The organism is Streptomyces minutiscleroticus (assembly GCF_014650875.1).
Classification (GTDB): Bacteria; Actinomycetota; Actinomycetes; order Streptomycetales; family Streptomycetaceae; genus Streptomyces; species Streptomyces minutiscleroticus.
The window spans coordinates 150311-173876 of the sequence record NZ_BMVU01000006.1 but is presented as its reverse complement, the minus strand read 5'-3'; the positions used below and the strand labels follow the sequence as shown (position 1 = coordinate 173876).

The 23566-nt window shown below is 74.4% G+C and carries 20 protein-coding genes and 3 pseudogenes; 17 read left to right on the top strand and 6 right to left on the bottom strand.

Annotated elements, in window-relative coordinates:
- Window positions 1-11 precede the first annotated feature (11 nt).
- Complete coding sequence (locus IE271_RS10795; protein ID WP_190190011.1) at window positions 12-1211, bottom strand: NAD(P)/FAD-dependent oxidoreductase; 1200 nt, start codon at window positions 1209-1211, stop codon at window positions 12-14.
- Window positions 1212-1346: 135 nt separating this feature from the next.
- The gene (locus tag IE271_RS10790; RefSeq protein ID WP_190190010.1) at window positions 1347-2291 is read right to left on the bottom strand and encodes an RNA polymerase sigma-70 factor; all 945 of its coding nucleotides are present in this window, start codon (window positions 2289-2291) and stop codon (window positions 1347-1349) included.
- Between the two features lie 348 nt (window positions 2292-2639).
- Between IE271_RS10790 and IE271_RS10785 the strand changes: the two genes are divergently transcribed.
- The 5 genes and pseudogenes from IE271_RS10785 to IE271_RS41835 form a co-directional block, all read left to right on the top strand.
- On the top strand, window positions 2640-2975 hold the full coding sequence (locus IE271_RS10785; protein WP_190190009.1) for an ArsR/SmtB family transcription factor: 336 nt from the start codon (window positions 2640-2642) through the stop codon (window positions 2973-2975).
- Window positions 2975-3703: a cation efflux transmembrane domain-containing protein gene (locus tag IE271_RS10780; RefSeq protein WP_190190008.1), complete on the top strand. Its 729-nt coding sequence runs from the start codon at window positions 2975-2977 to the stop codon at window positions 3701-3703. The genes IE271_RS10785 and IE271_RS10780 overlap by 1 nt, the downstream gene beginning before the upstream one ends.
- A 308-nt stretch (window positions 3704-4011) precedes the next feature.
- Entirely contained in the window at window positions 4012-4446 is a 435-nt protein-coding gene (locus IE271_RS10775) for a DUF8825 domain-containing protein (protein WP_190190007.1), read from the top strand.
- Between the two features lie 324 nt (window positions 4447-4770).
- A pseudogene (locus tag IE271_RS10770) lies at window positions 4771-5410 on the top strand (questin oxidase family protein).
- A 120-nt stretch (window positions 5411-5530) separates the two neighbouring features.
- Window positions 5531-5918, top strand: a pseudogene (locus tag IE271_RS41835) (LysR substrate-binding domain-containing protein); the annotation flags it as partial.
- A gap of 177 nt (window positions 5919-6095) precedes the next feature.
- Here the strand turns inward: IE271_RS41835 and IE271_RS10760 are convergent.
- Both IE271_RS10760 and IE271_RS10755 read right to left on the bottom strand, forming a co-directional pair.
- Window positions 6096-6701, bottom strand: coding sequence for a hypothetical protein (locus IE271_RS10760; RefSeq protein ID WP_190190006.1), 606 nt, complete (start codon window positions 6699-6701; stop codon window positions 6096-6098).
- Between the two features lie 106 nt (window positions 6702-6807).
- The gene (locus IE271_RS10755; RefSeq protein WP_190190005.1) at window positions 6808-7839 is read right to left on the bottom strand and encodes a saccharopine dehydrogenase family protein; all 1032 of its coding nucleotides are present in this window, start codon (window positions 7837-7839) and stop codon (window positions 6808-6810) included.
- Between the two features lie 101 nt (window positions 7840-7940).
- Here IE271_RS10755 and IE271_RS10750 point away from each other — a divergent pair, with 101 nt between their 5' ends.
- The 3 genes from IE271_RS10750 (at window position 7941) to IE271_RS10740 (ending at window position 10733) form a co-directional block, all read left to right on the top strand.
- Window positions 7941-8894, top strand: a complete 954-nt coding sequence (locus IE271_RS10750) for a helix-turn-helix domain-containing protein (RefSeq protein ID WP_190190004.1) — start codon at window positions 7941-7943, stop codon at window positions 8892-8894.
- 202 nt (window positions 8895-9096) lie between these two features.
- Window positions 9097-9561 (top strand): SRPBCC family protein, encoded by a 465-nt coding sequence (locus IE271_RS10745; RefSeq protein WP_190190003.1) that lies wholly within the window; start codon window positions 9097-9099, stop codon window positions 9559-9561.
- The gene (locus IE271_RS10740) at window positions 9558-10733 is read left to right on the top strand and encodes a zinc-dependent alcohol dehydrogenase (RefSeq protein ID WP_190190002.1); all 1176 of its coding nucleotides are present in this window, start codon (window positions 9558-9560) and stop codon (window positions 10731-10733) included. The genes IE271_RS10745 and IE271_RS10740 overlap by 4 nt, the downstream gene beginning before the upstream one ends.
- A gap of 150 nt (window positions 10734-10883) precedes the next feature.
- Here IE271_RS10740 and IE271_RS10735 read toward each other — a convergent pair whose 3' ends face one another.
- On the bottom strand, window positions 10884-12284 hold the full coding sequence (locus IE271_RS10735; protein ID WP_190190001.1) for a M20/M25/M40 family metallo-hydrolase: 1401 nt from the start codon (window positions 12282-12284) through the stop codon (window positions 10884-10886).
- Between the two features lie 351 nt (window positions 12285-12635).
- Here IE271_RS10735 and IE271_RS10730 point away from each other — a divergent pair, with 351 nt between their 5' ends.
- From IE271_RS10730 to IE271_RS10715, 4 genes and pseudogenes are all read left to right on the top strand, one after another.
- A complete protein-coding gene (locus tag IE271_RS10730) occupies window positions 12636-13622 on the top strand; it encodes a hypothetical protein (protein WP_190190000.1) in 987 nt (328 codons plus the stop codon).
- A gap of 49 nt (window positions 13623-13671) precedes the next feature.
- Window positions 13672-15564: an HSP90 family protein gene (locus tag IE271_RS10725; RefSeq protein WP_190189999.1), complete on the top strand. Its 1893-nt coding sequence runs from the start codon at window positions 13672-13674 to the stop codon at window positions 15562-15564.
- A gap of 389 nt (window positions 15565-15953) precedes the next feature.
- A pseudogene (locus IE271_RS10720) lies at window positions 15954-16694 on the top strand (hypothetical protein); the annotation flags it as partial.
- Between the two features lie 277 nt (window positions 16695-16971).
- The gene (locus IE271_RS10715; RefSeq protein WP_190189997.1) at window positions 16972-17817 is read left to right on the top strand and encodes a calcium-binding protein; all 846 of its coding nucleotides are present in this window, start codon (window positions 16972-16974) and stop codon (window positions 17815-17817) included.
- Window positions 17818-18114: 297 nt separating this feature from the next.
- Here IE271_RS10715 and IE271_RS10710 read toward each other — a convergent pair whose 3' ends face one another.
- The gene (locus tag IE271_RS10710) at window positions 18115-19029 is read right to left on the bottom strand and encodes a LysR family transcriptional regulator (RefSeq protein WP_190189996.1); all 915 of its coding nucleotides are present in this window, start codon (window positions 19027-19029) and stop codon (window positions 18115-18117) included.
- Window positions 19030-19114: 85 nt separating this feature from the next.
- Between IE271_RS10710 and IE271_RS43905 the strand changes: the two genes are divergently transcribed.
- The 5 genes from IE271_RS43905 (at window position 19115) to IE271_RS10690 (ending at window position 23553) form a co-directional block, all read left to right on the top strand.
- The gene (locus IE271_RS43905; RefSeq protein ID WP_351279507.1) at window positions 19115-19207 is read left to right on the top strand and encodes a putative leader peptide; all 93 of its coding nucleotides are present in this window, start codon (window positions 19115-19117) and stop codon (window positions 19205-19207) included.
- Between the two features lie 439 nt (window positions 19208-19646).
- Entirely contained in the window at window positions 19647-20201 is a 555-nt protein-coding gene (gene ssuE, locus IE271_RS10705; RefSeq protein WP_190189995.1) for an NADPH-dependent FMN reductase, read from the top strand.
- Between the two features lie 192 nt (window positions 20202-20393).
- Window positions 20394-21596: an SfnB family sulfur acquisition oxidoreductase gene (locus tag IE271_RS10700; protein ID WP_190189994.1), complete on the top strand. Its 1203-nt coding sequence runs from the start codon at window positions 20394-20396 to the stop codon at window positions 21594-21596.
- 87 nt (window positions 21597-21683) lie between these two features.
- A complete protein-coding gene (locus IE271_RS10695; RefSeq protein ID WP_190189993.1) occupies window positions 21684-22829 on the top strand; it encodes an LLM class flavin-dependent oxidoreductase in 1146 nt (381 codons plus the stop codon).
- Between the two features lie 268 nt (window positions 22830-23097).
- Window positions 23098-23553 (top strand): hypothetical protein, encoded by a 456-nt coding sequence (locus IE271_RS10690; RefSeq protein ID WP_190190036.1) that lies wholly within the window; start codon window positions 23098-23100, stop codon window positions 23551-23553.
- Window positions 23554-23566 lie beyond the last annotated feature (13 nt).

The following is a 23566-nucleotide window of genomic DNA, read 5'->3' as shown; positions in this document are numbered from 1 at the left end:
GTGACGCTCCGTCAGGCCGAGGTCCCGACGGCCGAGCCGGTCCGTCCCGCCGCCCGTACGACGCGGCGGCGGCGGGTCGGCAGGCCGAGGGTCGGGTTGGCGACGCCCCAGGCCGCGCCCTTGCAGACCAGTTCCTTGTAGACGGCGGCGAACCGGCCGGTCAGGGCGGCGCCGACGGCTCGGTCGTCGGCGGTGACGTACTGGATCAGACCTTCCGTGCGGCCCAGCGAGACGCACCGGTTGAAGTAGCGGATCGGTACGTCCGGGAGCTTGCCGCCGGTCAGGCGCGCCGCGATGGCGTCGGCGGCCTGCCACGCGGCGGGGACGCCCGAGGCGCACGACATCCGCAGCGGCTTGTCGCCGGGGCCCGTCGCCATGGCCGCGTCGCCGATCGCGTACACGTCCGGGTGCGAGACCGAGCGCATGGTCGCGTCGACCACGATCCGCCCCGTGCCGGTGACCTCGAGAGTGGTGGCCCGCGCGATCGGGTGGACCGCGAAGCCGGTGGTCCACACGGTGACCGCGGCCGGGAGGACCCCGCCGTCGGCGGTGGTGACGCGGTCGGCCCCGACGCCGGTGACGACGGTGTGTTCGCGCACGGTGATGCCGAGCCTGCCGAAGACCTTCCGCAGGTGCGCGCGGCCCTTGTCCGACAGTCCGTCGCCGAGGGCGCTCCGGGCGACGAGGGCGACGGCGAGGTCCGGGCGTGCCTCGGCGATCTCGGTCGCGGCCTCCAGGCCGGTGAGGCCGCCGCCGACGACGACCACGGGCTGTCCGGCCGCCAGGCCGGCCAGCCGCTCGCGCAGCCGGAGCGCGCCGGTCCGGCCGGAGATCTCGTGGGCGTGCTCGGCGGCGCCGGGGACGCCCTGGTCGTCCCAGCCGCTGCCGAGGGCGTACACGAGGGTGTCGTACCCCACCTCCCCGGCGCCGCCGTCCGCGTCGACGACGGCGACGGTCCTGCGGTCGACGTCGACACCGGTGACCTCCGCGAGCCTCAGCCCGACGCCGGTGCCCGCGAACATCCCGCCGAGGGGCCGGGACTTCAGGTCCTGACCGACCGCCAGCTGGTGCATCCGGACGCGCTCGACGAAGTCGGGCTCGGCGTTGACGAGGGTGATGGCGACGTCATCGCGGTGCAGCCGCCTGGCGAGGCGGCCGGCCGCGACGGCTCCGCTGTATCCGGCGCCGAGGACGATGATGCGATGCTGCATTTCCCTGCTCCTGTCTGCGCGGTCCGCCCGTTGTCCTGTGCGGTCTCGCCCCTTGAACCGGGCAGCACGCCGTTTCCTGACAGGAAGGCGATGTGAAGCGGATCACATCGGGGTCGGGTGTTCCTCGCGCGGCGGTCAGAAGGCGTGGAACAGGGGTTCTCCGTGATCGGTTCCCGCCCACACCGCGGTCGCGCGTACGAGCTTGTCGGGGTTGGCCTGGCTGCGGAGCGCGGCGATGCCCTCGGAGGTGACCTCCAGGCAGACGACGCCGACGACCTTGCCGCCGACGACCGCGACGACGGCGGGGCCGCCGTTGGCGGTCGCGATGTGGATCTCGGGCGAGCCGCCGACCAGGGCGCGCTTGGAGCGCGCGGGTTTGAACAGGCCCCGCAGGAACTTCGCGACCGCGAGGGCGCCCGCGAACGGCCTGGTGCGGGCCGGGACCTTGCCGCCGCCGTCGCCGATCGCGACGGCGTCGGCGGTGAGCAGCCGCACGAGCGGCTCGGTCCGCCCGCTGGTGGCGGCCGCCAGGAACTCCTCGACGATCCGCCGGGCGGCGGCCTCGTCGACCTCCGTGCGGGCCTTGCCGTCCGCGACGTGTTTCTTGGCGCGGTGGAGGAGCTGCTGGCTGGCGGCCTCGGTGATGCCGAGGATCTGGGCGATCTCCCGGTGCGGGTGGTCGAAGGCCTCCCGCAGCACGTACACCGCCCGCTCGGTGGGGGACAGCCGCTCCATGAGGGTGAGCACCGCGAACGAGACCGACTCGCGCCGCTCGGCGGTGTCGGCCGGACCGAGCATCGGGTCCCCGTCGAGCAGCGGCTCGGGGAGCCACTGGCCCACGTACGTCTCGCGCCGTGCGCGGGCCGAGGCGAGCTGGTTGAGGCAGAGGTTGGTGAGCACCTTCGTCAGCCAGGCCTCGGGGACCTCGATGCGCTCGACGTCGGCGGCCTGCCAGCGCAGGAAGGTCTCCTGCACGGCGTCCTCGGCCTCGCTCGCGGAGCCGAGGAGGCGGTAGGCGATCGCCTCCAGACGGGATCTCGCGGCCTCGAACCGGTCCACGTCCTTCAGGGGCAGCGGCATACCCCGGATCGTAGCGGGGCGACGCGACGGGGCCCGGCCCGGTCCTCGCTCCAGGTCCTGGCCGTCGTTCCCGGCCCCGGTCGTCGTTCCCGGCCCCGGTCGTCGTTCCCGGCCATGGCCATCGCTTCAGACCCCGGCCATCGCGTCCGGTCCCGGTCCTCACTTCCGAGGCCCGGGTTCCGGCTCCGGGGCCGAGGTTCCGATCCCGGAACCGCAACCCGGACACGCCACGCGGGGTTCGCCGGCGGAGGGCCGCCGACACCGGCCGGGGCCGGGCACGGGCGTGGCGAGCGGGACGGCAAGCATCCATACTTCCCTGAATTCAGGAGTGTGTGTACCTTCGATGGTGTGCTGACCACCGCCTCGGACATCGAAGTACTGACCCGGTTCGGCCGCGCGCTGGCCGACCCGATCCGCTGCCGCATCCTGCTGACGCTGCGTCATGCCCCCGCCCACCCCGCCGATCTGGCCGACGCCCTCGGCATCTCCCGTACGAGACTGTCGAACCATCTGGCGTGCCTGCGCGACTGCGGCCTGGTCGTCACCACGCCCGTCGGCCGCCGCACCCGCTACGAACTGGCCGACGAACGCCTCGGCCACGCGCTGGACGACCTGCGCACCGCGATCGTCGCCGTCGTCGCCGACCGCACCTGCCCGGACGCCGAGGAGAAGGGCTGCTGCTGATGACCGCCGGTCTGCCCCTGCCCCTGCCCCTGGGCTCCGGCCCGGCCCGGCGCGAGGCGCTCGCCCGCCGGATACGTCTGCTGGTCGCCGCGACCATCACCTACAACGTGATCGAGGCGGCCGTCGCCCTCACCGCCGGCACGCTCGCCTCCTCCACCGCGCTGATCGGCTTCGGCCTGGACTCGGTCATCGAGGTCTCCTCCGCCGCCGCGGTCGCCTGGCAGTTCTCCGCCCGCGACCACACCGTGCGCGAGGCCCGTGAGAGGACCGCTCTGCGGATCATCGCGCTCTCCTTCTTCGCGCTCGCCGTCTACGTCGCCGTCGACGCCGTCCGCACGCTGACCGGCGCCGGGGAGACCGAACGCTCCCTGCCCGGCATCGTCCTCGCCGCGCTCTCCCTCGCGGTGATGCCGTTCCTGTCCGCCGCCCAGCGTCGCGCCGGCCGCGAACTCGGCTCCGCCTCGGCGGTGGCGGACTCCAGGCAGACCCTGCTGTGCACCTACTTGTCCGCCGTCCTCCTGCTGGGCCTGGTCCTCGACGCCGCCCTCGGCCAGTCCTGGGCCGACCCGATCGCCGCCCTGGTCATCGCAGCCGTAGCCGTCAAGGAAGGCCGCGACGCATGGCAGGGCCGGGGCTGCTGCGCGGCCCCGGCCGGCACGGTGCCACCGCCCGCCGCCACCGAGGCCGACCCGTGCGGCTGCCGACCCGGCTGCGCCTGCTGCGACTGAGCCCCACCGCCGAGGAACGCGCGCTCCCGGCCGCGGACGGCCGGACCGGGGCCCCGGCCGGCCCACCCCTCCGGACGGGGCCGCCCCATGATCACCCTGTTGGCCGAGCATGGGGCGGCGGGACCGGGAGATCCGACAGTGGCATGGTGCGGGATTCTCCTGCGCGTGCGTGGGGTGGTCGGTGCTGCGGCCGGTTTCCTGGGCCGGTCGCAGCACCGCCGACCACCGCCCGCCACGGTGCGCTCCTCCGGGCCGTTCCGAAGCGCTCACCAGGGGAAACGTCCCGTGATCGGGTTATTCTCGTTCACATGACCGACACCGCCTCCCACAGCACCGATGCCCCGTTCGATCCGTTCGACTTCCCGGCCGACCTGATCGCCGCGCAGCGGGAAGCGGCCGAGCTGCACGCGGAACTGCACCGCTTCCAGGCCACACTGCCGTGGTCGCGGGAGCCGCACGAAGGGTGGGAGGCGCCCGAGCAGAACGGCGGACCGCAGGGCCGCCGGTCGGCCCGGCCGGCCACGGAGGGCTGGACGGAGGAGCAGGCGGAGACGTACGACACGCTGTGGAAGCGGTGGCGCGACAAGAGCACCGAGGTCCACATGCACGCACACTGGAAGCGGTGCACCGGCGCCGTCGCGTACGAGGCCCGGCAGGCGCTGAAGCGTCTGCCGGAGGCCCGGCCGGTCGTACCGGTGGAGACGGCGGAGCCGACACAGGACGATGTGACACTGACCCGCTGAGCACCCGCAGACGGCCTCGGACGGCGACGTTCCGGAGCCCGGCCCGCGAAGCCCGCCCCTTCGGGCGTCCCCGCCCTTCGGAGTGGCCCCCGACCGGACCCGGAACACCCTCCGGCGCGTGCGCAAGGAACATCACCGGAGAGGACACGGCCGAGGAGAAGCAGCCGACAAGCCCGCGGATCCGGGCCCGCCGGGCTCCCGGCCCGCGGGGCTCCGCTCTCCCGGCGTACCTGCTCACGGGGTCGCCCACGCGACGGCACCGGACCCGGGTCCTAGGTCTCCGGCCCGTTACGGCACGGTGGCGCCTCGCCCAGCGTTCGCGCCATGGATACGACAGGGACCCTGGACGAGGCGCTCCAGCGGCTGCACGGCTCGGGGCCCGAACGGCTCGGGCGGCTCACCGACCACGCGCCGATGGCCGTCGAGGCCCTCGCCGCCCGCGGCCCGGCACGCGCGGTGCACCGCTGGCTCGATCTGTACGCCCGCAAGCTGGAGGAGTTCCCGTCCGGCGTCGCGCCGGTCACGGACGCCGACTGGCGCCGCGCGCTCGGTGATCCGCGCCGCGTCGCCGACTGGATCGCCTACTTCGAGCGCGAGGTCACCGAACACCCCGGGCGCGAGGTGCTCGCGCGGTGGTGGCCCCGTCTGCTGCCCGGCCTGTACGGCGGCTCGACGCACCCGGTGATCCGGGTGGGCCACGCCGTACGCACTCTTCCGGCCGGTGAGAGCACCGCGCCGCGTCTGGCCGAACTCGCCCACGGCCTCGGTTACTGGGCCGCCCGCCACCGCCCCGGCCGCGTACACCCCGCCGGGCACCCTCACCGCGGAGGAGGTCTTCGGGCAGGCCCTCGCGCACGGCGACGAACACGTCATCAAGCTGACCGACACCGCCCTCGACGTCGGCGACGAACAGGCCCTGGCGGCGGCCCTGCGCTCCGTCGAGCTGAGCGAACCGTCGGGGTAGGCGGCCGGCGCCGAGCCGGAGGAGGCGGAGGCTCCCGCGACCCCGCCTACGCGGGCACCGCCCCGCTCCGTTCCGCCCTGCGGTGGCGCGCGGTGAGGCGGGAGCCGGACTCGCGGCGGGCGGATCGTCGCGGCGGTTCCGGCGGGGCGCCCCCTGGCGGAACGGCGGCGGGTCACTCTGCGGGACCTGGCCGCCCGCCCGATCGTGTGCATGCCCCCCCGGTACGGGGCTGCGCACGGTGCTCGACCGCGCCTGCGCCGCGCAGGGCCTTGAGCCCTCGATCGCGCTGCAGGCCAGTGCCGCGGACGCCATCGCCGACCTGGCCGCCCGCGGACTCGGCGTGGCCGTCCTCAGCGCCTCGATGGCGGAGGGCCACCGCGACCGGCTCACCACCCTCACCGTCGAGGACATCATCACGCCGGCCCTGCTCGCCCTGGTCTGGAAGAGCGCGCACAGCCCCTCGGTACGTGAGCTGCTCGTGCACAGCCGACGGGCATTCACCGACCCCGCGTCCGCTCGGGATCAGCCCTTCGGGATCTGCCCGGCCGCCCGCGGAGGAGACGGCGACCGGGGCCGAAGAGGCGGCCGACGTGGTGGCTGCGCGGCGCGAGGCCGCGCTGCGCGGGTCCGCCGGCAACGAGCACTTGGACGTACGGCGGTGCATCGTCCCTGGGCTGCCCCGTGACTACGGCGCGGGCCGGTTGCCGCGGACGTGTACGGCCCGGTCCGGTTCGCCCAGGCCGGAGCGGTTGATCCGTCCCCGGCCCCGGACGACGCCCTCGGCCGCCAGGCGCTCTTGCACCTCGGGTGGCGCGAGCGGGTCCTCGAAGCCCTCGCCGAGACCTCGGCCCGTGTCCGCGTACTCGTATCGGACGGCATACACCTTTCCGGCGTGCAGCCATTCACGGCGGACCAGAGGCCGCGCGAGGATCGCCTCGAACCAGTCGGCCGCCCGGTTCGCCACGGCCACCGCATCTCCGGTGGCCGCGAGGGCGAACTCCGTCGCGAGCCGCGGAAGTGCGAAGTCCTGGTTGTGGAGCTTGTCCCCGCGGACGGTGCTGCCGTCGAAGTGGCAGCCCACGGTCAGAACACCTCGGTCGCGCTCCGGGCCGTCGATGTCCAGGTAGGCCATCAACCGGCGGTACGGGGTACGGGGCGCAGGCATCAGGACGGTGCTGAGCGGATCCACGTTCCACGAGCCCGCGCGGTCGGCGAGAACGTCCGCGAACGCGCGTTGCGTGGCGTCCAGGTCGTCCTCGTCGTACTCGGACCAGGGAATCGTCTCCTCCATGGCCGCACCCTACGTGTGAACCGGCCCGCCCCCGCTGAGGGCGGAGCCGTGGAACCCGGGCGGTCGCACGGTGCGGTCCGCCCGCTGCCACGGTGTGATCCGGGGCCTACCGGGGCAGTTCGAGCGACATGTGCGCGGACAGGGCGCGGAGGAAGTCGGGTGCGTCGAAGAGCGCGCCGGCGGATGCGACGCCGACCGTCCTGGTCCGTCCGGTGAGGACGCGGTGGACCGCCTCCACCGCGAGCGGCGCGCTGACGGCGTAGATGTCCCGGCCGCTCACGGCGGCGCGCCGTTCCGCGCCGCCGGAGCGCACGACGACGTCGACGAGGAAGGTCTGCGCGGACCGCCCGCGCCCGTCGGCCGCGGTCGGCGCCGGTGTGTCCGGGGCCGCCAGGTCCCCGGCCGCCTCGACCGTCATGTAGGTGCACACCTCGGGGACGCTCAGGTGACTGGGGACGGTGACGACGTCGGCCATGGTGAACTCCCCGATCACCGTCCGGGTGCCCATCGGGTCGGGGAAGGGCCACTTCAGGGTCGGCGGGGCGTCGTCGCGGTACTCCAGCCGCCCTTGGTGGTAGCGGACACGCCGGCCGTTCCTGCGCTCCCGGGAGACCGTGCCCGAGGCGCGGGTCCCGGCCGTGGGGTGCCAACTGCTCAAGCCGTACGCGATGTGCGCCTCGTCGGCCGCCGTCCAGTCGCCCATCGCCGCGGTGACCAGCAGGTCGCCGAGGCCGCCGAAGAAGGCCATGGCGGGGACGACCACGGTGCCCGCGGCGCGAGCGGGGTCCGCGAAGCGCGTGAACGTGTCGAGGTTGGCCTCGATCTCGGCCGCCACGTCCACGTACGGGATCCCGGCGCGCAGCGCCGCCTCGACCACCGGCCCGGCGGTCGCGGCGAAGGGGCCGGCGCAGTTGACCACGGCGGCCGCGCCGGCCAGCGCGCGGTCGAGCGAGGCCGGGTCCTCGGCCGAGGCCGGCCGGGTGTCGAGCCCCGGGTGCGACGCCGCGAGCGCCCGCAACTTGTCCGCGTCGCGTCCCGACGGCAGCGGGACGAACCCGCGCTCCCGCAACTCCCGCACCACGAAGCGCCCGGTGTGCCCGTAGGCCCCGAAAACCGCCACCGTGTGACCCGATCCCATCGTCTCTCCCACCGTCCTCGAAGAACCGAACGCGGACATCCTGATGCCCGCGGCCGACCGGGGCGAGTGTCCGGAACGACAGGGCACGTACACTTTCGGACATGGGCACTGTCGCGCTGGCCGTCACCGACGGGATGCTGCACTTCGAACTGTCCCTGGCCTACGAGGTCTTCGGCGCCGGCCCGTCCGGCACGGCAGATCCCTGGTACGACCTCGTCGTCTGCGGACCGGGAGCCGTGCGGGTCGGCCGGTTCCGGCTGGAGCCCGACCACGGACTCGACCGGCTCCCGCACGCCGACACGGTGATCGTCCCCGGGTGGGCCGACGCCGACCAGGACCCGCCCGCCGACCTGGTCGACGCGGTACGCGCGGCCCACGAGGCGGGCGCGCGCGTGGCCTCCCTGTGCACGGGCGCGTTCGTGCTGGCCGCGGCCGGCCTGCTGGACGGCCGACGCGCGACCACGCACTGGGCGCACACCCGGGCCCTCGCCGCCCGCCACCCCCGGGTGACGGTCGATCCGGACGTGCTCTACGTGGACAACGGCAGCGTGCTCACCTCCGCCGGCAAGGCCGCCGCGATGGACCTGTGCCTGCATCTGGTCCGCCTCGACCACGGCTCGGCGGCCGCCAACGCGGTCGCCCGCCGCCTCGTCGTGCCTCCGCACCGGGCCGGCGGCCAGGCCCAGTTCGTCCCCGCCCCGGTGCCCGCCCGGGAGGACCACCCCCTCACCGACCTGCTCCCCTGGGTGATCGAACGACTCGACCGGCCGCTGACCGTGGAGGACCTGGCCCGCCGGGCGAACATGAGCGCGCGCAACCTGAGCCGCCACTTCAGGGCGGCGACGGGCACCACCCCGCTGCGGTGGCTGCTCACCCAGCGCATCCGGCGCGCCCAGGAACTGCTGGAGACAGGCGACGACAGTGTCGAGGCCATCGCGGCGGCCACCGGCATGGGCACCGCCACGACACTGCGCCGGCACTTCAACCGCACGGTCGGCGTGCCCCCGGACACCTACCGCCGCACCTTCCGCGACGCGCGGTCCGGCACGCGCTGACGAGCCGCCACCGCGCTCGCCGGGGCCGCACCCGGCCCGCGCACCGGCACGGGCGGAGGTCCCGCGTCACACGGCGGGACCTCGCCTCCGCCGCCCGTCCGCGGGGCCGGGACAGGGCGGGTGGTGCTCCTCCCGCCGTTTCATTCCGTGGGCCGGGGAACTCCGGGAAGGACTGACTCAGCTGCTACGCCGGAGGAATTCCATGAAGAAGGCGTTGTGGGCTCTGCCGGTCGTCGCCGCCGGGGTCGCGGTGGCGCGGAAGGCCCTTCCGGCCGGCCGCGCCGACGACCGGGCGGGCGACCGATGGCTCACGGTGACGATCAACCGTTCACCCGCGGAGGTGGGGTCCGCGGGAAAGCCGCCCGCCCCGCTGGACCGGTTCGGCGAGGACATCGACGTGCGGGTCCGCCCGGCGCCGGGGGACCGCGGCACGGAGCTGGCGGTCCGGCTGAAGGAGCCGCCGTCCGCCCTGGCGTCCTCCGCGCCCGCGCGGCTCGCGGGCGAGGATCCGCGCCAGGAGGTCCGGCTCGCGCTGCGGGAGGCCAAGGCGCTGCTGGAGGCCGGTGAGGTGATGCTGCCCGACAGCCCGCCCACGACGCACGCGACACCGGGCGGCAAGGCGCTCGGACTGCTCGCCCGCAGGTCCGGTGGGGAGGGAGTGCTGTGAAGGCGCTGTGCTGGGAAGGCGTGAACAAGCTGTCGGTGGAGAACGTCCCCGACCCGGAGCTGCGCAACGACCAGGACATGATCGTACGTCTCGTGGCGGGCACGACGTGCGGCTCCGACCTCCACCTGATCGGCGGCTACATCCCGGCCATGCGCGCCGGCGACGTCATCGGGCACGAGTTCATCGGAGAGGTCGTGGAGACCGGCCCGGGCGTGCGCCGCCACAAGGTGGGGGACCGGGTCGTCGTCTGCTCGTTCGTCGGCTGCGGACGGTGCTGGTACTGCGCCAACGACCTGTGGTCCCTGTGCGACAACACCAACACCAACCCCGGGATCGGCCAGGCGCTCTTCGGATACGAGACGGGCGGCATCTTCGGGTACTCGCACGCCATGGGCGGCCTGCGCGGCAGCCACGCCGAGTACGTCCGCGTCCCCTTCGCCGACTACGGGGCCTTCCCCGTCCCCGAGGGCATCGACGACACCAGCGCCCTGTTCGTCTCCGACTCGGTGCCCACCGGGTGGATGGGCGCCGACCTGGCCGGGGTGAAGCCCGGTGACGTCGTCGCCGTGTGGGGCTGCGGCGCCGTGGGCCAGATGGCCGCCCGGGCCGCCATGCTGCTCGGCGCGGAGCGCGTCATCTCCATCGACCGCATCCCCGAGCGGCTGGCCATGACCGAGCAGCACGTCGGCTCCGAGACCATCGACTACACGAGCACGGACGTCGCCGCCGAACTGCGCGAGCGCACCGGCGGCCGCGGTCCCGACGTGTGCATCGAGGCGGTCGGCATGGAGGCGCACAGCGACGGCCCGATGCACCTGTACGACCAGGCCAAGCAGCAGCTGCGGCTGCAGACCGACCGGCCGACCGCCGTACGCCAGGCCATCCACGCCTGCCGCAAGGCGGGCACCGTCTTCGTCCTGGGCGTCTTCGCGGGCGCCGTGGACAAGTTCCCGCTCGGTGCCGTGATCAACAAGGGGCTCACCCTACGCGGCGCGCAGCAGCACGGGCAGCGCTACATCCCCATGCTGCTGGAGCGGATGGCGGCCGGCGAGCTGAAGACCTCGCACCTGGCGACCCACACCGTGTCGCTGGAGGAGGCGCCGAAGGCCTACGACATGTTCAAGCGCAAGACGGACGGCTGCGTGCGCGCCGTCATCCGTCCGGGGGCGTAGCGCTCCCGGACACGGAGCGTCACGGCTTCTCGTGTCCCGCCCCTGGGACCGCACCCTCCGTTCGGCCCCAGGGGCGCGACATCCCGGCGCGGGAAGGGCCGCGCACCCTGCGAGCCGGTGTCGGCGGTGTGCCAACGGTGCGGGCCGGTGTCAGGGGCGGAGACGGCCGGGGAGGTCGGCGAGCAGACGAGCGAGCGTCTCGGCGCCCTGGAGCAGCGCCTGTACCTCGGCCTTCTCGTCGGAGTCGTGCCAGTGGTCCTCGGGCAGGCCGGTGCCGTAGAAGAGGACCGGTGTGTGCAGGGCCGCGGCGAGCAGGGCGGCCGGGGCCCCTCCGCCGTTGCGTATGCGGCGCGCGGGACGCCGCAGGGTCCTGCTCATCGCGTCCTCCAGCGCCGCGAGCGCCGGGTGCCCGGCGGGGGTGGCGTAGGGGTCCTGGCTGGTGGGGGAGATGGTCAGCTCGTACTCGAAGCCGTCCCGGATCCGCTCGTCCACCCACCGCCGCAGCTGTTCCACGACCTGGTCGGCGCGCTGGTCGGGGACCAGGCGCAGGGTGAGGTCCGCGGAGGCGACGGCCGGGATGACGCCGCGGCTCGGATCGCCGGGGTCCCCGCCCAGGAGCGTGACCACTTCGGCCGCGGGCCGGGCCCATACGCGTTCCAGCACACTGTGGCCGGACTCGCCCTGCACACTGCGGCTGCGGGTGCGCTCCAGCCACGCGTCGGTGTCGAAGGGGATCGCCGCGATGCCCCGGCGCTCCTCGTCGGACAGGGGCGCGACGGTGTCGTAGAAGCCGGGCAGGGTGATCCGGCCCCGGTCGTCGTGGAGCGTGCCGGCCAGGCGGCAGATCTCGGTCAGCGGGTTGGGCGCGCTGCCGGCGACGACACCGCTGTGGACGTCCCTGCGCGGGCCGCGCACCTCCAGGTGGGCGCCGACGGAGCCGCGCACCCCGGTGCAGACCGCGGCCTCCTCCAGCGACCACAGCATGGTGTCCGACACGATGACGACGTCGGCCGCCAGCCGGTCGGCACGGGTGCGCACCAGGTCGGCCAGGTGGGGGGAGCCGATCTCCTCCTCTCCCTCGATCAGGTACTTCAGCGTGACCGCGGGCGCCGTGCGGCCGGTGGCCTCCAGGTGGGCTCTGAGCGCCCAGACGTGGCACAGCACCTGGCCCTTGGCGTCGGAGGCACCGCGCCCGTACATGCGTCCCTGGCGCAGTGCCGGTGCGAAGGGCGCCGTCTCCTGCCACTCCTGGTCCTTGGCGGCGCGTACGTCGTGGTGGCTGTAGACGAGCACGGTCGGCGCGTCGGCGTCCTCGGCCGGCCAGTGGGCGAAGACGGCCTGCAGCCCGTCGGTGTCCCACTCCTCGACCTCGGGGAACCCCGTCTCGAGCAGGTGGGCCCGCAGCCAGCGCGCCGAGCGCGTCACGTCCCGCTCGTGGGCCGGATCGGCCGACACGGACGGGACGCGCACCCAGTCGGCCAGGTCCTCCAGCAGTACGTCGATCCGCTCGTGCAGCCAGTCGTGGACCGCGTGATCGGGTTCCTTGTCCATGGTGATCCCTCCACCACGTGAAGCCGCGCAGGCCCGCTGGCCACTGTGGGGATGCGGTGTCCTCGAGCCTGCACAAGATGTTGTGATCACGTTCCCGCGAGCGGAACAGGTCTCCCGGGTACCCGTCGGGTGCCATGCGTACCACGAGGAGCGGGGCGAACTTCGTCACCGGCCGGTACCGGACCCCGAGCCGCGCCGGGCACGCCGGGCGCGACTCCCGCTCCCCACGGTTCGGGCGGAACAGCCGCGGGACCGGGGCCGTGAAGCGTCGGCAAAAACTCTGTGGAAGCGGTGTCGGTGGGGACCTTCGTCCTGCTCCGGACGATCATGCGGACCAGGGGAGGGCGCGGCATGTTGGGCAAGCTGTTGGGCAGGGGCGGAGAGAGACCGGAGGCGGATCCGCACGCCCTTCCCGCCGTGCGCAGGCGGAAGAACGGGACGTACACGCTGCGCGCGCTCGGGGACGCGCGGGTGCTCGCGCTGGTGGAGGCGGCCGACGCGGGCGCCTGGGAGGCGGTCAAGGAGGCGCTGGTCCCCTTCGACCTCGGGCGCGACCACCATGTCCTCGGTGAGCTGGCCGATCTGGACGGTGTGCGGGACTGGATCGGCCGGGCCGTCGAGGAGGACGAGGAGCACCGGGCCACGGCCCTGCTGATATCCGGGGTGCGCCACATCGGCCGGGGCTGGGAGGCGCGCACCTCCGCGCGTGCCGTGGACGTCACGCGGGAGCAGTGGCGCGTCTTCCACGAGCGGCTCCGGATCGCCGAGGAGCAGCTGTTCGAGGCCGCCGAACTGCGGCCGGAATGGATCACGCCGTGGCGCCGCCTCCTCACCTCAGGCCGCGGCATGTCACTGGGGCCCGCCGTCAACGAGACCCGGCGAGACGCCGCCCTGCGCCGCGACCCGCTGGACCTGGAGACCCACATCGAGTGGGTGTCGCAGCTCCAGCCCCGCTGGGGCGGCGAGCCCGGCCAGGCCCTGGCGTTCGCCCGCGAGGCGCTCGCCGCGGCGCCCGAGGGGCACCGCCTCGGCTGCGTGATCGCCATGGCCCACATCGAGGAACGGGTGGAGTCGGGGAACGAGGACTGCCTCGACACGCCCGAGATCCAGGCCGAGCTGCGGGACGCGGCCAGGCACAGCGTCCTCCACCCCGCCTACGAGCGGCGCCCGGGCTGGCAGGTCGACTTCAACACGTTCGCCATGGCGCTGTCGCTGGCCTCCGAGAGCATCGTCGTTCCGCGCGTCTTCCACGAGCTGGACGGCGCCTGCACCGCGTGGCCCTGGAGCTACATGGCGCAGCCGGAGAAGACGTACGCCCGCTTCCGGCGCGTCGCCTGAGCCCGCCGCCCCACCTGCCACTCCCCGTTCACCCCACCCCGGACTCCCCATGACTCTGCCCGACCCCGCCGCAGGCCCGGCCGGCGCCGCCCGCACCTTCCAGGTGGATCTGCGCGGCCTCGTCGGCCTCCTCTCCCACCACCTCTACTCCAGCCCCCGCGTCTACCTGCGCGAACTCCTGCAGAACGCGGTGGACGCCCTGACCGCCCGGCACGGCCTCGAACCCGCCGCGCCCGCCGGTGCCTTCGGTATCCGCCTGTACGCCGACGGCTCGGTGGTACGCGTCGAGGACGACGGTGTCGGCCTCACCGAGGCCGACGTGCACACCTTCCTCGCCACGATCGGCCGCAGCGGCAAGCGCGCCGCGGGGATCCCCGCGGACGAGCCCGTCCCGGGCTGGGGGAGGATCGCCGAGCAGCGCGGCGACTTCATCGGCCAGTTCGGCATCGGCCTGCTCTCCTGCTTCCTGGTCGCGGACGAGATCCACGTCCTGAGCCGCTCCGCCCGCACCCCCGACGCGCCCGCCGTGGAGTGGCGGGGGCGCGGCGACGGCAGCTACACCGTCCGTACCCTGCCCGCCTCCGCCCGCCCCCGGCCCGGTACCACCGTCACACTGACACCGCGCGCCGACGCGGGGGAGTGGACCCGGCCGGCGCAGGTGCACGCGCTCGCCCGGCACTCCGGCTCCCTGCTGCGCCACCCGGTGACCTTCGACGACGGTACGGGTGCCACGGGCGGCCCCGGTGCGGCCGTCAACCCCGAGCCCGCGCCCTGGACGCGCACGTACCCCACGCCGGGGGCCCGCTCCCGCGCGCTGGCCGCGTACGGCGAGGAGGTCTTCGGGTTCGTACCGCTGGACACCATCGAGCTCGGCCTGCCGGCCGTGGGCCTGAAGGGCATCGCGTGCGTGCTGCCCGAGGCGGTGCCGGCCGGGCGCCGCCACGGCCACCGGGTGCACGTCAAGGGCATGCTGCTGTCCGAGCAGGCCGAGGAGATCCTGCCCGAGTGGGCGTTCTTCGTGCGCTGCGTCGTCGACGCCGAGAGCCTGCGCCCGACCGCGTCCCGCGAGTCCCTGTACGAGGACGACGCGCTCGCCGCCGTCCGCGACGCGCTCGCCGAGCGGCTGCGCGCCTGGATCGCCCGGGCCGCCGCCAGCGACCCGGACCTGCTCGGCCGCTTCCTCCAGGTCCACCACCTGGCCGTGAAGTCGCTCGCGGTGCACGACGACGAGATCCTCAGGATGCTGCTGCCCTGGCTGCCGTCCGAGACCACCGACGGGCACACCACCCTCGACGAGTTCGCGCGCACCCACCGCACCGTGCTGGTGACGTCCAGCGTGGAGGAGTTCCGGCAGGTCGCGGCGATCGCCTCGGCCGCCGGGCTCGGCGTCGTCAACGGCGGCCACACCTACGACCGCGAACTGGTCCACCGGCTGCCCGAGATCAGGCCCGAGGCCACCGTCGCCGACCTCGACCCGGCGACCCTCACCGCCCACCTCGACCCCGTCGACCGGGAGACGGAACTGGCCGCCGCGGCCTACCTCGCCCTGGCCCGCGACGCCCTCGCCGTCTTCGACTGCGACGTCGCGCTGCGCACCTTCCAGCCCGCCTCCGCCCCCGCCCTTCTCGTCGACAGCCGCGAGGCCCGGCACGAGCGCACCCGCTCCCGGCTCGCCCGCGAGCAGGAAGGCGGTCTGTGGGGCGACATCCTCGGCGCCCTGCGCCAGGAGGCACCGCGGGCTCAGCTGATCCTCAACCAGCTCAACCCGCTGGTGCGCACCGCCGTCGCCATCGACGAGCCCGAACTGGCCCGCACCAGCGCCGAGGCGCTCTACGGGCAGGCCGCGCTGCTGTCCCGGCGCCCGCTCAGGCCCGCCGAGTCGAGCCTGATCAACCGCTCCTTCCCCGGCCTTCTCGCCCACGCTCTGCGCAAGGACAGCTGACGATGCCGACCGCACCCCACGCCCACCCCCAGAACACGGACGAGCTGTACCAGGCGCTGCGGGAGAACGACCGGCGCCCCTACGGCCGCACCCGCACCGTCACCGCCGAGGAACTCGTCGACGCCGCCGAGCGGTTCGAGGAGCCTCTCCCGCTCGTCCACGCCCTCCTCGAACTCCAGGAGGCGTACACCTACGGCGCCGAACCCCGGAAGTCGCCCGTCGTCTTCGCCCGCCTGCTCACCCTCTTCGACGAGCAGCCCGACGTCTTCGACGAGCGCCTGCGCCACACGCTGTTCTGGCGGTTCAAGTGGGTGGCCGGCACCCTGCGCGCGCTGCCCGAGATACCGCTGACCGCCCTGCGCCAGTGGCTGACGGAGATGCGCGACCGGCTGGCCGAACCGGACGTCGCCGCCGGGGAGCTGGACGACCGGCTCGTCGCCCAGCTGCGCCTGACCCGCGCCCGCGCGCTGCACGCGGGGGAGGGCCTCAAGGCCGCCACGGCGGAGTTCGTCGCCCTCGCGGCCGAGTCCGCCGACTGGGACGACGACCCGGGGAGCCACGTCATGATCGCCGCGGAGACCGCCGTACTCCTCGGTGAGTCCGGCGCGTTCGGCCGGGCCCGCGAAGCCGCGGACCAGGCGCTCGCGGCCCACGCCCGGACCCCGCGCCACGAGCAGCTCAGCAACTGCCTGCGCGAACTCGCCCGCCTCCAGGCCCAGCAGCAGGGCGCCGACGGCCTGCCCGGCGCCCGCGCCTTCCTCGCCGACGCCGGCCGGATCGCCGACGAGGCGCGCGCCGCCGGGTACGAGGCCCGCGGCCGCTCCCTGGACAGCGCCCTGGCCTACGAGCACGGGCGGGTCGACGCCTACGCCGGTGCGTACGAGGACGCCCTGGCCGCCCTGGAGAAGGCACTCGCCCTGCTCGGCGAGCCGGGACCGGAACAGGGCGGCGTCGGCGAGCGGGCCGAGTGCGTCCGTCTCGCGGGTGTCGTGGAGGGCGTCTACCTGGAACGCCCCGCCCCTGCCCTCACCCGCCTCGACGCGGCCGTCTCCCGCCTCACGGCCCTGGGCCACACCGAGGAGGCCGAAGCGCTGACCTCCTTGGCGGCCCGGCTGCGCGACGAGGAGTGACGGGACGTCATCGGTGCCGGGGCGACCGCTCGCCCCGGCACCACGGGTACCGCAGGCCGTGGCCGACCGGCCGTCGCCGGGCGACGCCGTACGAGCTGACCCCCGGCCACTGCCCGTGCCCTGGTCACGGCCCATGCCCCGGTCGCTGTCCATGTCCCGGTCACCGTCCGCTCCGTCGTTGTTCATCGCCGGCACCACAACTCCGCCGTCGGCTCCCTGATCTGACCGGGTGAACGCACGCACACGACGTACCTCCGTTCCGAAGGGTCACTTCCGTATGCGCACCTACCGCACCATCGGCGTCACCGCAGCTCTCACCCTCGCCCTCGGCGCGACCGCCTTCGCGGCGCCGGCCGTGCAGGCGGCCCCAAACGGCACGGCCGTCGTCGTCCACGAGGACGGCGAGCTCTGGTACAAGGCGGCCCCCGGCCAGCAGAACCGGCTGACGGTCGACGAGGAGACGGAACAGCGCGGTGAGTTCGAGTCGTTCTACGTCCTGACCTTCCGCGACCGGTACGACATCGCCATCGACCCGAGCGCGGCGGAGCTGGACGAGTGCTCGTACCCGGCCCAGGACGACCGCACCGTAGTGCGCTGCGCGGTCGGGATCCCGCTGAACTCGGACGACTCCGACGACTACGACGTCGACCTCGGTGACGAGGACGACACCGCGACGCTCGGACCGGACAGCGACGCGTGGGCCGGGGTCCACGGCGGCGCGGGCGACGACGTGCTCACGGGGTCCGCGTCCGCCATGCTCCACGGCGAGGACGGCGACGACCGCCTGAACGGTGGCGGCGGCCCGTTCGGCTTCGGCTCGTACGGCGGCCCGGGCGACGACGTCCTCACCGACTGCGGGCAGGACTGCTTCGGCGGCACCGGGAACGACTCCCTGACCGGCACCGGCGAGGAGAACAACCTGCACGGCGACGACGGCGCCGACGTCCTGTACGGCCGGGGCGGCGCCGACGTCCTCTACGGCGGCAAGGGCGACGACGAGCTGTACGGCGAGGACGGTGACGACACACTGTGGGGCAACAGCGGTGACGACGTCCTGTGGGGCGGCCCGGGAACCGACCGGCTCTCCGGCGGCCCCGGCAGCAACGAGGTGCACCAGAACTGAGCCCGGTCCCTGCCGTGGGGAGGGGCCCCGGACCGGGCCGGTGACCCGTCGCACGTCGGTGAGAACCCGTGCGCGCCGGTCCGCCGGGGCGCGCCCGGTGACATGGCGGGCCCCGGGCCCGCCACGGCCGGCCGGAACAGCCGGCCGGCCGGAACAGCCGGCCGGCCGGCCGTGTCCGCCGGGTCGGCTGACACGGGCGGTCACCGCACGCCCGGGGACCGACGACGGGGCGCCGGTGCGCAGGACGGCGGCACGGCACCGTCCTCGCCGGACGGGCCGTTCCCGGCCGCCCGGTGGTCAGTGCCGGTACCGCCGCGCCCGCTCCAGCAGGATGTCGTGCAGATCCCGTGCCGCGCGGGGGTGGGAGGCCGAACGGCGGCGCTGGACGACCATGAGCACCTCGGTGTCCGTGTCCGTCCCGTCGTCGACGAGCGGGCGCCAGGTGAGGGCGCCGCTGCGCTCCAGCGGGTCGCCGATGACACTGAAGTCGGGCAGCACGGTGGCACCCAGCCCCTCCGCGACCATCAGCTTGCCCATCTCGGCGCCGTCGGTGGAGTACGAGAAGGCGGGGCTGCGCCCGCGCAGCAGCCGGTGCACGTAACGGTGCATCACATAACCGGCCCGCATCACGACGAGGGGCTCGGACAGCAGCGCGTCGACGGTCACGGCGGAGTGGGCGGCCAGTGGGCTGTCCGGGCGGACGCAGACCACCGGGCGGCCGCGCAGCAGCCCGGTGGACTCCAGGTCCGGCGGGAGGTCGTCCCCGGTGAGGTAGTTCACCAGCCCCAGGTCGAGGCCGCCCTCGGACAGCAGCCGATGGATCTCGGCCTGCTGGGCGGTGACCACCTCGACCTGGGTCTGCGGATGCGCCTCGCGGAAGTCGTGGACGGTGGGGACGAGGAGGGGGACGGTCGCGGCGTGCACGGTGCCGAGCCTGACCGTGCGGCTGACCCGGTGCTGGCGGTCGGCGGCCTGGCGCAGCCGGTCCACCGCCTCCAGGACGGCGGCGACGTGCGGCAGCAGTTCGCGCCCGGCGTCGCTGGCCCGGGCGCCGGACCGGCGGCGGTCCAGCAGCCCGACGCCGAGCTCGCGCTCCAGATTGCGGACGGTCTCGCTGAGCGCGGGCTGCGAGAGGTGCAATTCCTCGGCGGCGCGGCGCAGGGAACCGAGGCGCGCCACCGTCTGGAAGTACTCGAGCTGTTCGATCCGCATGAAAGGGGAACCCTATCAGGGCATCGCGGATCCGTGACGGTGCCGTACTCGACGGGTCCGCCCATGACCTGCTTGAATCGTGGCCATGATGATGCGCAACGACCTCACGCGGCGACGCCACGTCGACCTCGTGCGTGTGTCCAGCGCCCTCTGTGCGTGCTGTCGCGCCGCGCGCTGACGCGCCCCGCCCCCGCGCTTCCCCCCGCCGGCGGCCGCCTGCCCTGACGGGCTCCGAGGAGTCCTGACCCCCGGCATCCGCCGCAAGTCCGCCGTCCTGCCTCCCGGCCGGGAGGTGTCTCCGCCTGCCCGCCCGCTCTCCGGGGCGCCCGCGTGCCGTCGGGCGACACCGAACCCGTTCGCGGCCGCGGTGCCGTCCGGGGCCGCGCGCTTCGTCGCCCGGCCCCGGAGCGCGTGCGGCCGGCCGGCACGCCGACCCGTCCCGCGGACGTGCCGGGCGTCCCGCTGACGGGGCGGGCGGACGCGCCGGGCGCCGTGCCCGCGCCGGCTGCCGCGCCCGCGTCGGAGTCAAGGACACGCGCGGGGCGGACCGGCCGCCCCGCCCCGCCCCGTTCAGTACCGCTCCGCATCCCGCCCACCCGACCAAGGAGTGCTCCCTCATGCCCGTCGTGCTCTCCGTCTCCGGAAGTCCCTCCCCGGTCTCGCGCACCGGCCGTCTGCTGCGCCACCTCGACACCCGGCTGACCGCGCAGGGGCACGAGGTGGTCCCCCTCGACGTGCGCGCCCTGCCCGCCGACGCGTTGCTCGGGGCGGACCTGACGCATCCGGAGATCCTGGACGCGGCCCGGCTGTTCGAGCGCGCCGACGGCGTGGTGATAGGGACACCCGTCTACAAGGCCGCCTACTCCGGTCTGCTCAAGACACTCCTCGACCTGCTGCCGCAGTACGCGCTGGCCGGCAAGGCCGTCCTCCCGCTGGCCACCGGCGGCAGCCCGGCGCACATTCTGGCCGTGGACTACGCACTGCGGCCGGTGCTCAGTTCCATGGGCGCCGACCATGTGCTGCCCGGCAGGTTCGTACTGGACCGACGGATCACCGTCGCCGCCGACGGGGCGGTGTCCCTCCCGCCGGAGACCGCCCGCGAACTGCACCAGGTCGTCGACGGGTTCTCCGCCGTCCTCGCGGCCCGCCGCCCCCTCGCCGTCGCCGGCTGACACCGAGGCGTCCGCGAGCCGGCGCCCGAAGGACCGGCGACGACCGGTCCGCACGATCCGCCACGACGACACCCACACGGCCCGCCAAGACGACCGGCCCACACGGTTCGCCACGACGACCGGTCCGCACGATCCGCCACGACAACACCCCGCCCGATCCCGCCCTCCGCACCCGACCGGAGCCTCCCAGCCGTGACCAGCACAGTCCCCTCCGCCGCCACGGTCATCAGAACCGATGACGAAGCGCTGGCCGCCGCCCGCGCCCTGGCCGCCGAGTTCGCCGCCGGAGCCGAGCGCCGCGACGCCGAACGTATCCTTCCCACCGCCGAACTCGACCGGCTCTCCGCCGCCGGCCTGCTCGGCATCACCGTCCCCGCCCACTACGGCGGGGCCGACGTCTCGCTCACGACCCTGGCCGAGGTCTTCCGCCTGCTCGCCGCGGCCGACCCGAGCCTGGCGCAGATCCCGCAGAGCCACTTCGCGTACGTCAACGTGCTGCGCGACCGGGGCACTCCGGAGCAGCAGCGCTTCTTCTTCGCGGAGATCCTGGCGGGCAAGCGGTTCGGCAACGCCCAGTCCGAGGCCGGGACCAAGCACGTGCAGGACTACCGGACGCGGCTGACCGCCGGCCCCGACGGGGACCACGTCCTCACCGGCACCAAGCACTACAGCACCGGCGCGCTCTTCGCGCACTGGGTGCCGGTGCTGGCCCGCGCCGAGGACGAGCTGCTGTACGTCGCCTACGTCCCCCGGGACGCGCCCGGCCTCACCGTGGTCGACGACTGGGACGGGATGGGCCAGCGCACCACCGCCAGCGGCACGGTCCACCTGGACGGTGTCCGCGTACCGGCCGGACACGTCGTCCCGCACCACCTCACCTTCGACGGACCGCAGGTGCACGGCGCGGTGGCGCAGCTGCTGCACGCCGCGATCGACGTCGGCATCGCCGGGGGCGCGCTCGCGGAGGCCGCGGAGTTCGTCCGCACCCGTACCCGCCCCTGGTTCGAGGCCGGGGTCGAGCGGGCCACCGAGGACCCGCTGCTGATCCAGCGCTTCGGCGAGCTGGCGGTGCGGCTGCGCGCGGCCGAGGCGCTGCTGGAACGCGCCGCCCGTGAGGCGGACGCGGCCCGGGCCGACCTCACCGACGCCTCGGCGGCCGCCGCCTCGATCGCCGTGGCCACCGCGAAGGCCTTCGCCGACCCGGTCGCGGTGGAGCTCTCCTCCGCGCTCTTCGAGGTCTCCGGCACCCGCTCCGGCCTGGCCTCCCTGAACCTGGACCGGCACTGGCGCAACGCCCGCACCCACACCCTGCACGACCCCTCCCGCTGGAAGGTCCAGCACATCGGCCGCTACGTCCTCAACGGCACCCCGCCGCCCCGCCACGGACTGCTCTGACCCGCCCGCCCCACCGACATCCGGCCACCGACATCCGGCCACCGGCCACCGGCCACCGACCACCGACCACCGACCGAGGATCCCGTCATGTCACTCACCTTCCACTGGTTCCTGCCCACCAACGGCGACAGCCGCGACATCGTCGGCGGCGGCCACGGCGTGCGCACCGGTGCGGCCGGCGGCGACCGCCCGCCCACGACCGCCTACCTGGGCCAGATCGCGCGCAGCGCCGAGCAGCTGGGGTTCGTCGGCGCGCTCACGCCCACCGGCGCCTGGTGCGAGGACGCCTGGCTGAGCACCGCGATGCTCGTCGGGGTGACCGAGCGGCTGAAGTTCCTGGTGGCCTTCCGGCCGGGCCAGATATCGCCGACCACCTCGGCCCAGATGGCCGCCACCTACCAGCGCCAGTCCCACGGCCGCCTGCTGCTCAACGTGGTCACCGGTGGCGAGTCGCGGGAGCAGCGCGCCTACGGCGACTTCCTGGACAAGGACGCCCGCTACGCCCGCGCCGACGAGTTCCTGGGCATCGTCCGCGCGCTGTGGCGCGGCGAGACGGTGAACCACGAGGGCACGCACCTGCGCGTCGAGGGGGCGCAGCTGCACCGGTTGCCCGAGACGGCCCCGCCGATCTACTTCGGCGGCTCGTCGGCCGCGGCCGGCCCGGTCGCCGCCCGGCACTCGGACGTCTACCTCACCTGGGGCGAACCCCCGGCGCAGGTCGCGGAGAAGATCGCCTGGATCCGCAAGCTGGCCGCCGGGGAGGGCCGGGAGGTCCGGTTCGGCATCCGGCTGCACGTCATCACCCGGGACACGGCCGCCCAGGCCTGGGCCGAGGCCGAGCGCCTGCTGTCCCGCATCGACCCGGACACCGTCGCCCGCGTCCAGGCCGGCCTTGCCCGCAGCGAGTCCGAGGGCCAGCGCCGGATGCTCGCCCTGCACGGCGGATCCACCGCCGACCTGGAGATCCACCCCAACCTGTGGGCGGGCGTCGGCCTCGTGCGCGGCGGCGCGGGCACGGCCCTGGTCGGCAGCCACACCGAGGTCGCCGACCGGATCGCCGAGTACCACGCGCTGGGCATCGAGGAGTTCGTGCTCTCCGGCTACCCGCACCTGGAGGAGGCCTACTGGTTCGGCGAGGGCGTGCTCCCGCTGCTCGCCGCGCGCGGACTGTGGCGGCACCCCGCCGGGCCGCGGAGGGCGGAGCCCGCGACCGTCCCCTTCGCGGGCCGCTGAGCGGCGCGGACCGGTACGGACCGCACAGGGAGACGGCACCTCGGCATACCCGGGACACCCCGCACCCTCCCGGCGCCTCCGACGCCTTCGCGGTCGGCGCTTCGTGGCGCGACCGATCGGGGACCTGCCGTCCGGCCGCACCGGGGACCGGATCGGCCGGCGGCGGACCGGTCTTCGCCATGGGCCTGATGGGCGCCTCCACCGCGTTGATCGGCCCCCTGCCGGTCCACCAGCGGCGTGGTCGTCCCTTCGTGCGAAGCTGTGCGCCATGGAGCGCTCGACAGTCCGTGGACTTGCCCTGCCGGGCCTGCTGACGGCCCTGATGGAACGCGGCCTCTGGCGTCATCCGGGTGACGAGGTACTGGCGGAGGCCGTCCCATGGTTCCAGGACCCGCTGGTCCTCGTGTCGAGCGCGGAGCAGATGGAGTCGGCGTCCCGCTCGATGGACATGTTCGCCGACGACCCGTACTGCGCCTTCTTCCGCGAGGCACGCGGGAGCAGGGCGGACACCCCGCTCGAACTGCCCTGGCTCGACGTCGAGCAGGCCGTGCTGATCGCCGTCACTCGCGACCCCGGCGCCGACGGTGCCCTGGCACTCGACTACCGCACCGATCCCTCGGATCCCCGCGTCGTCGGCAGTGACTTCTGGACGGACCCCCTCCTGTGCCGGTGGCGGGTCGTGGCGCCCACCTTCTCGGCCTTCGTCACGAGCATGGGCCTGTAGATCTCTCCGGCCC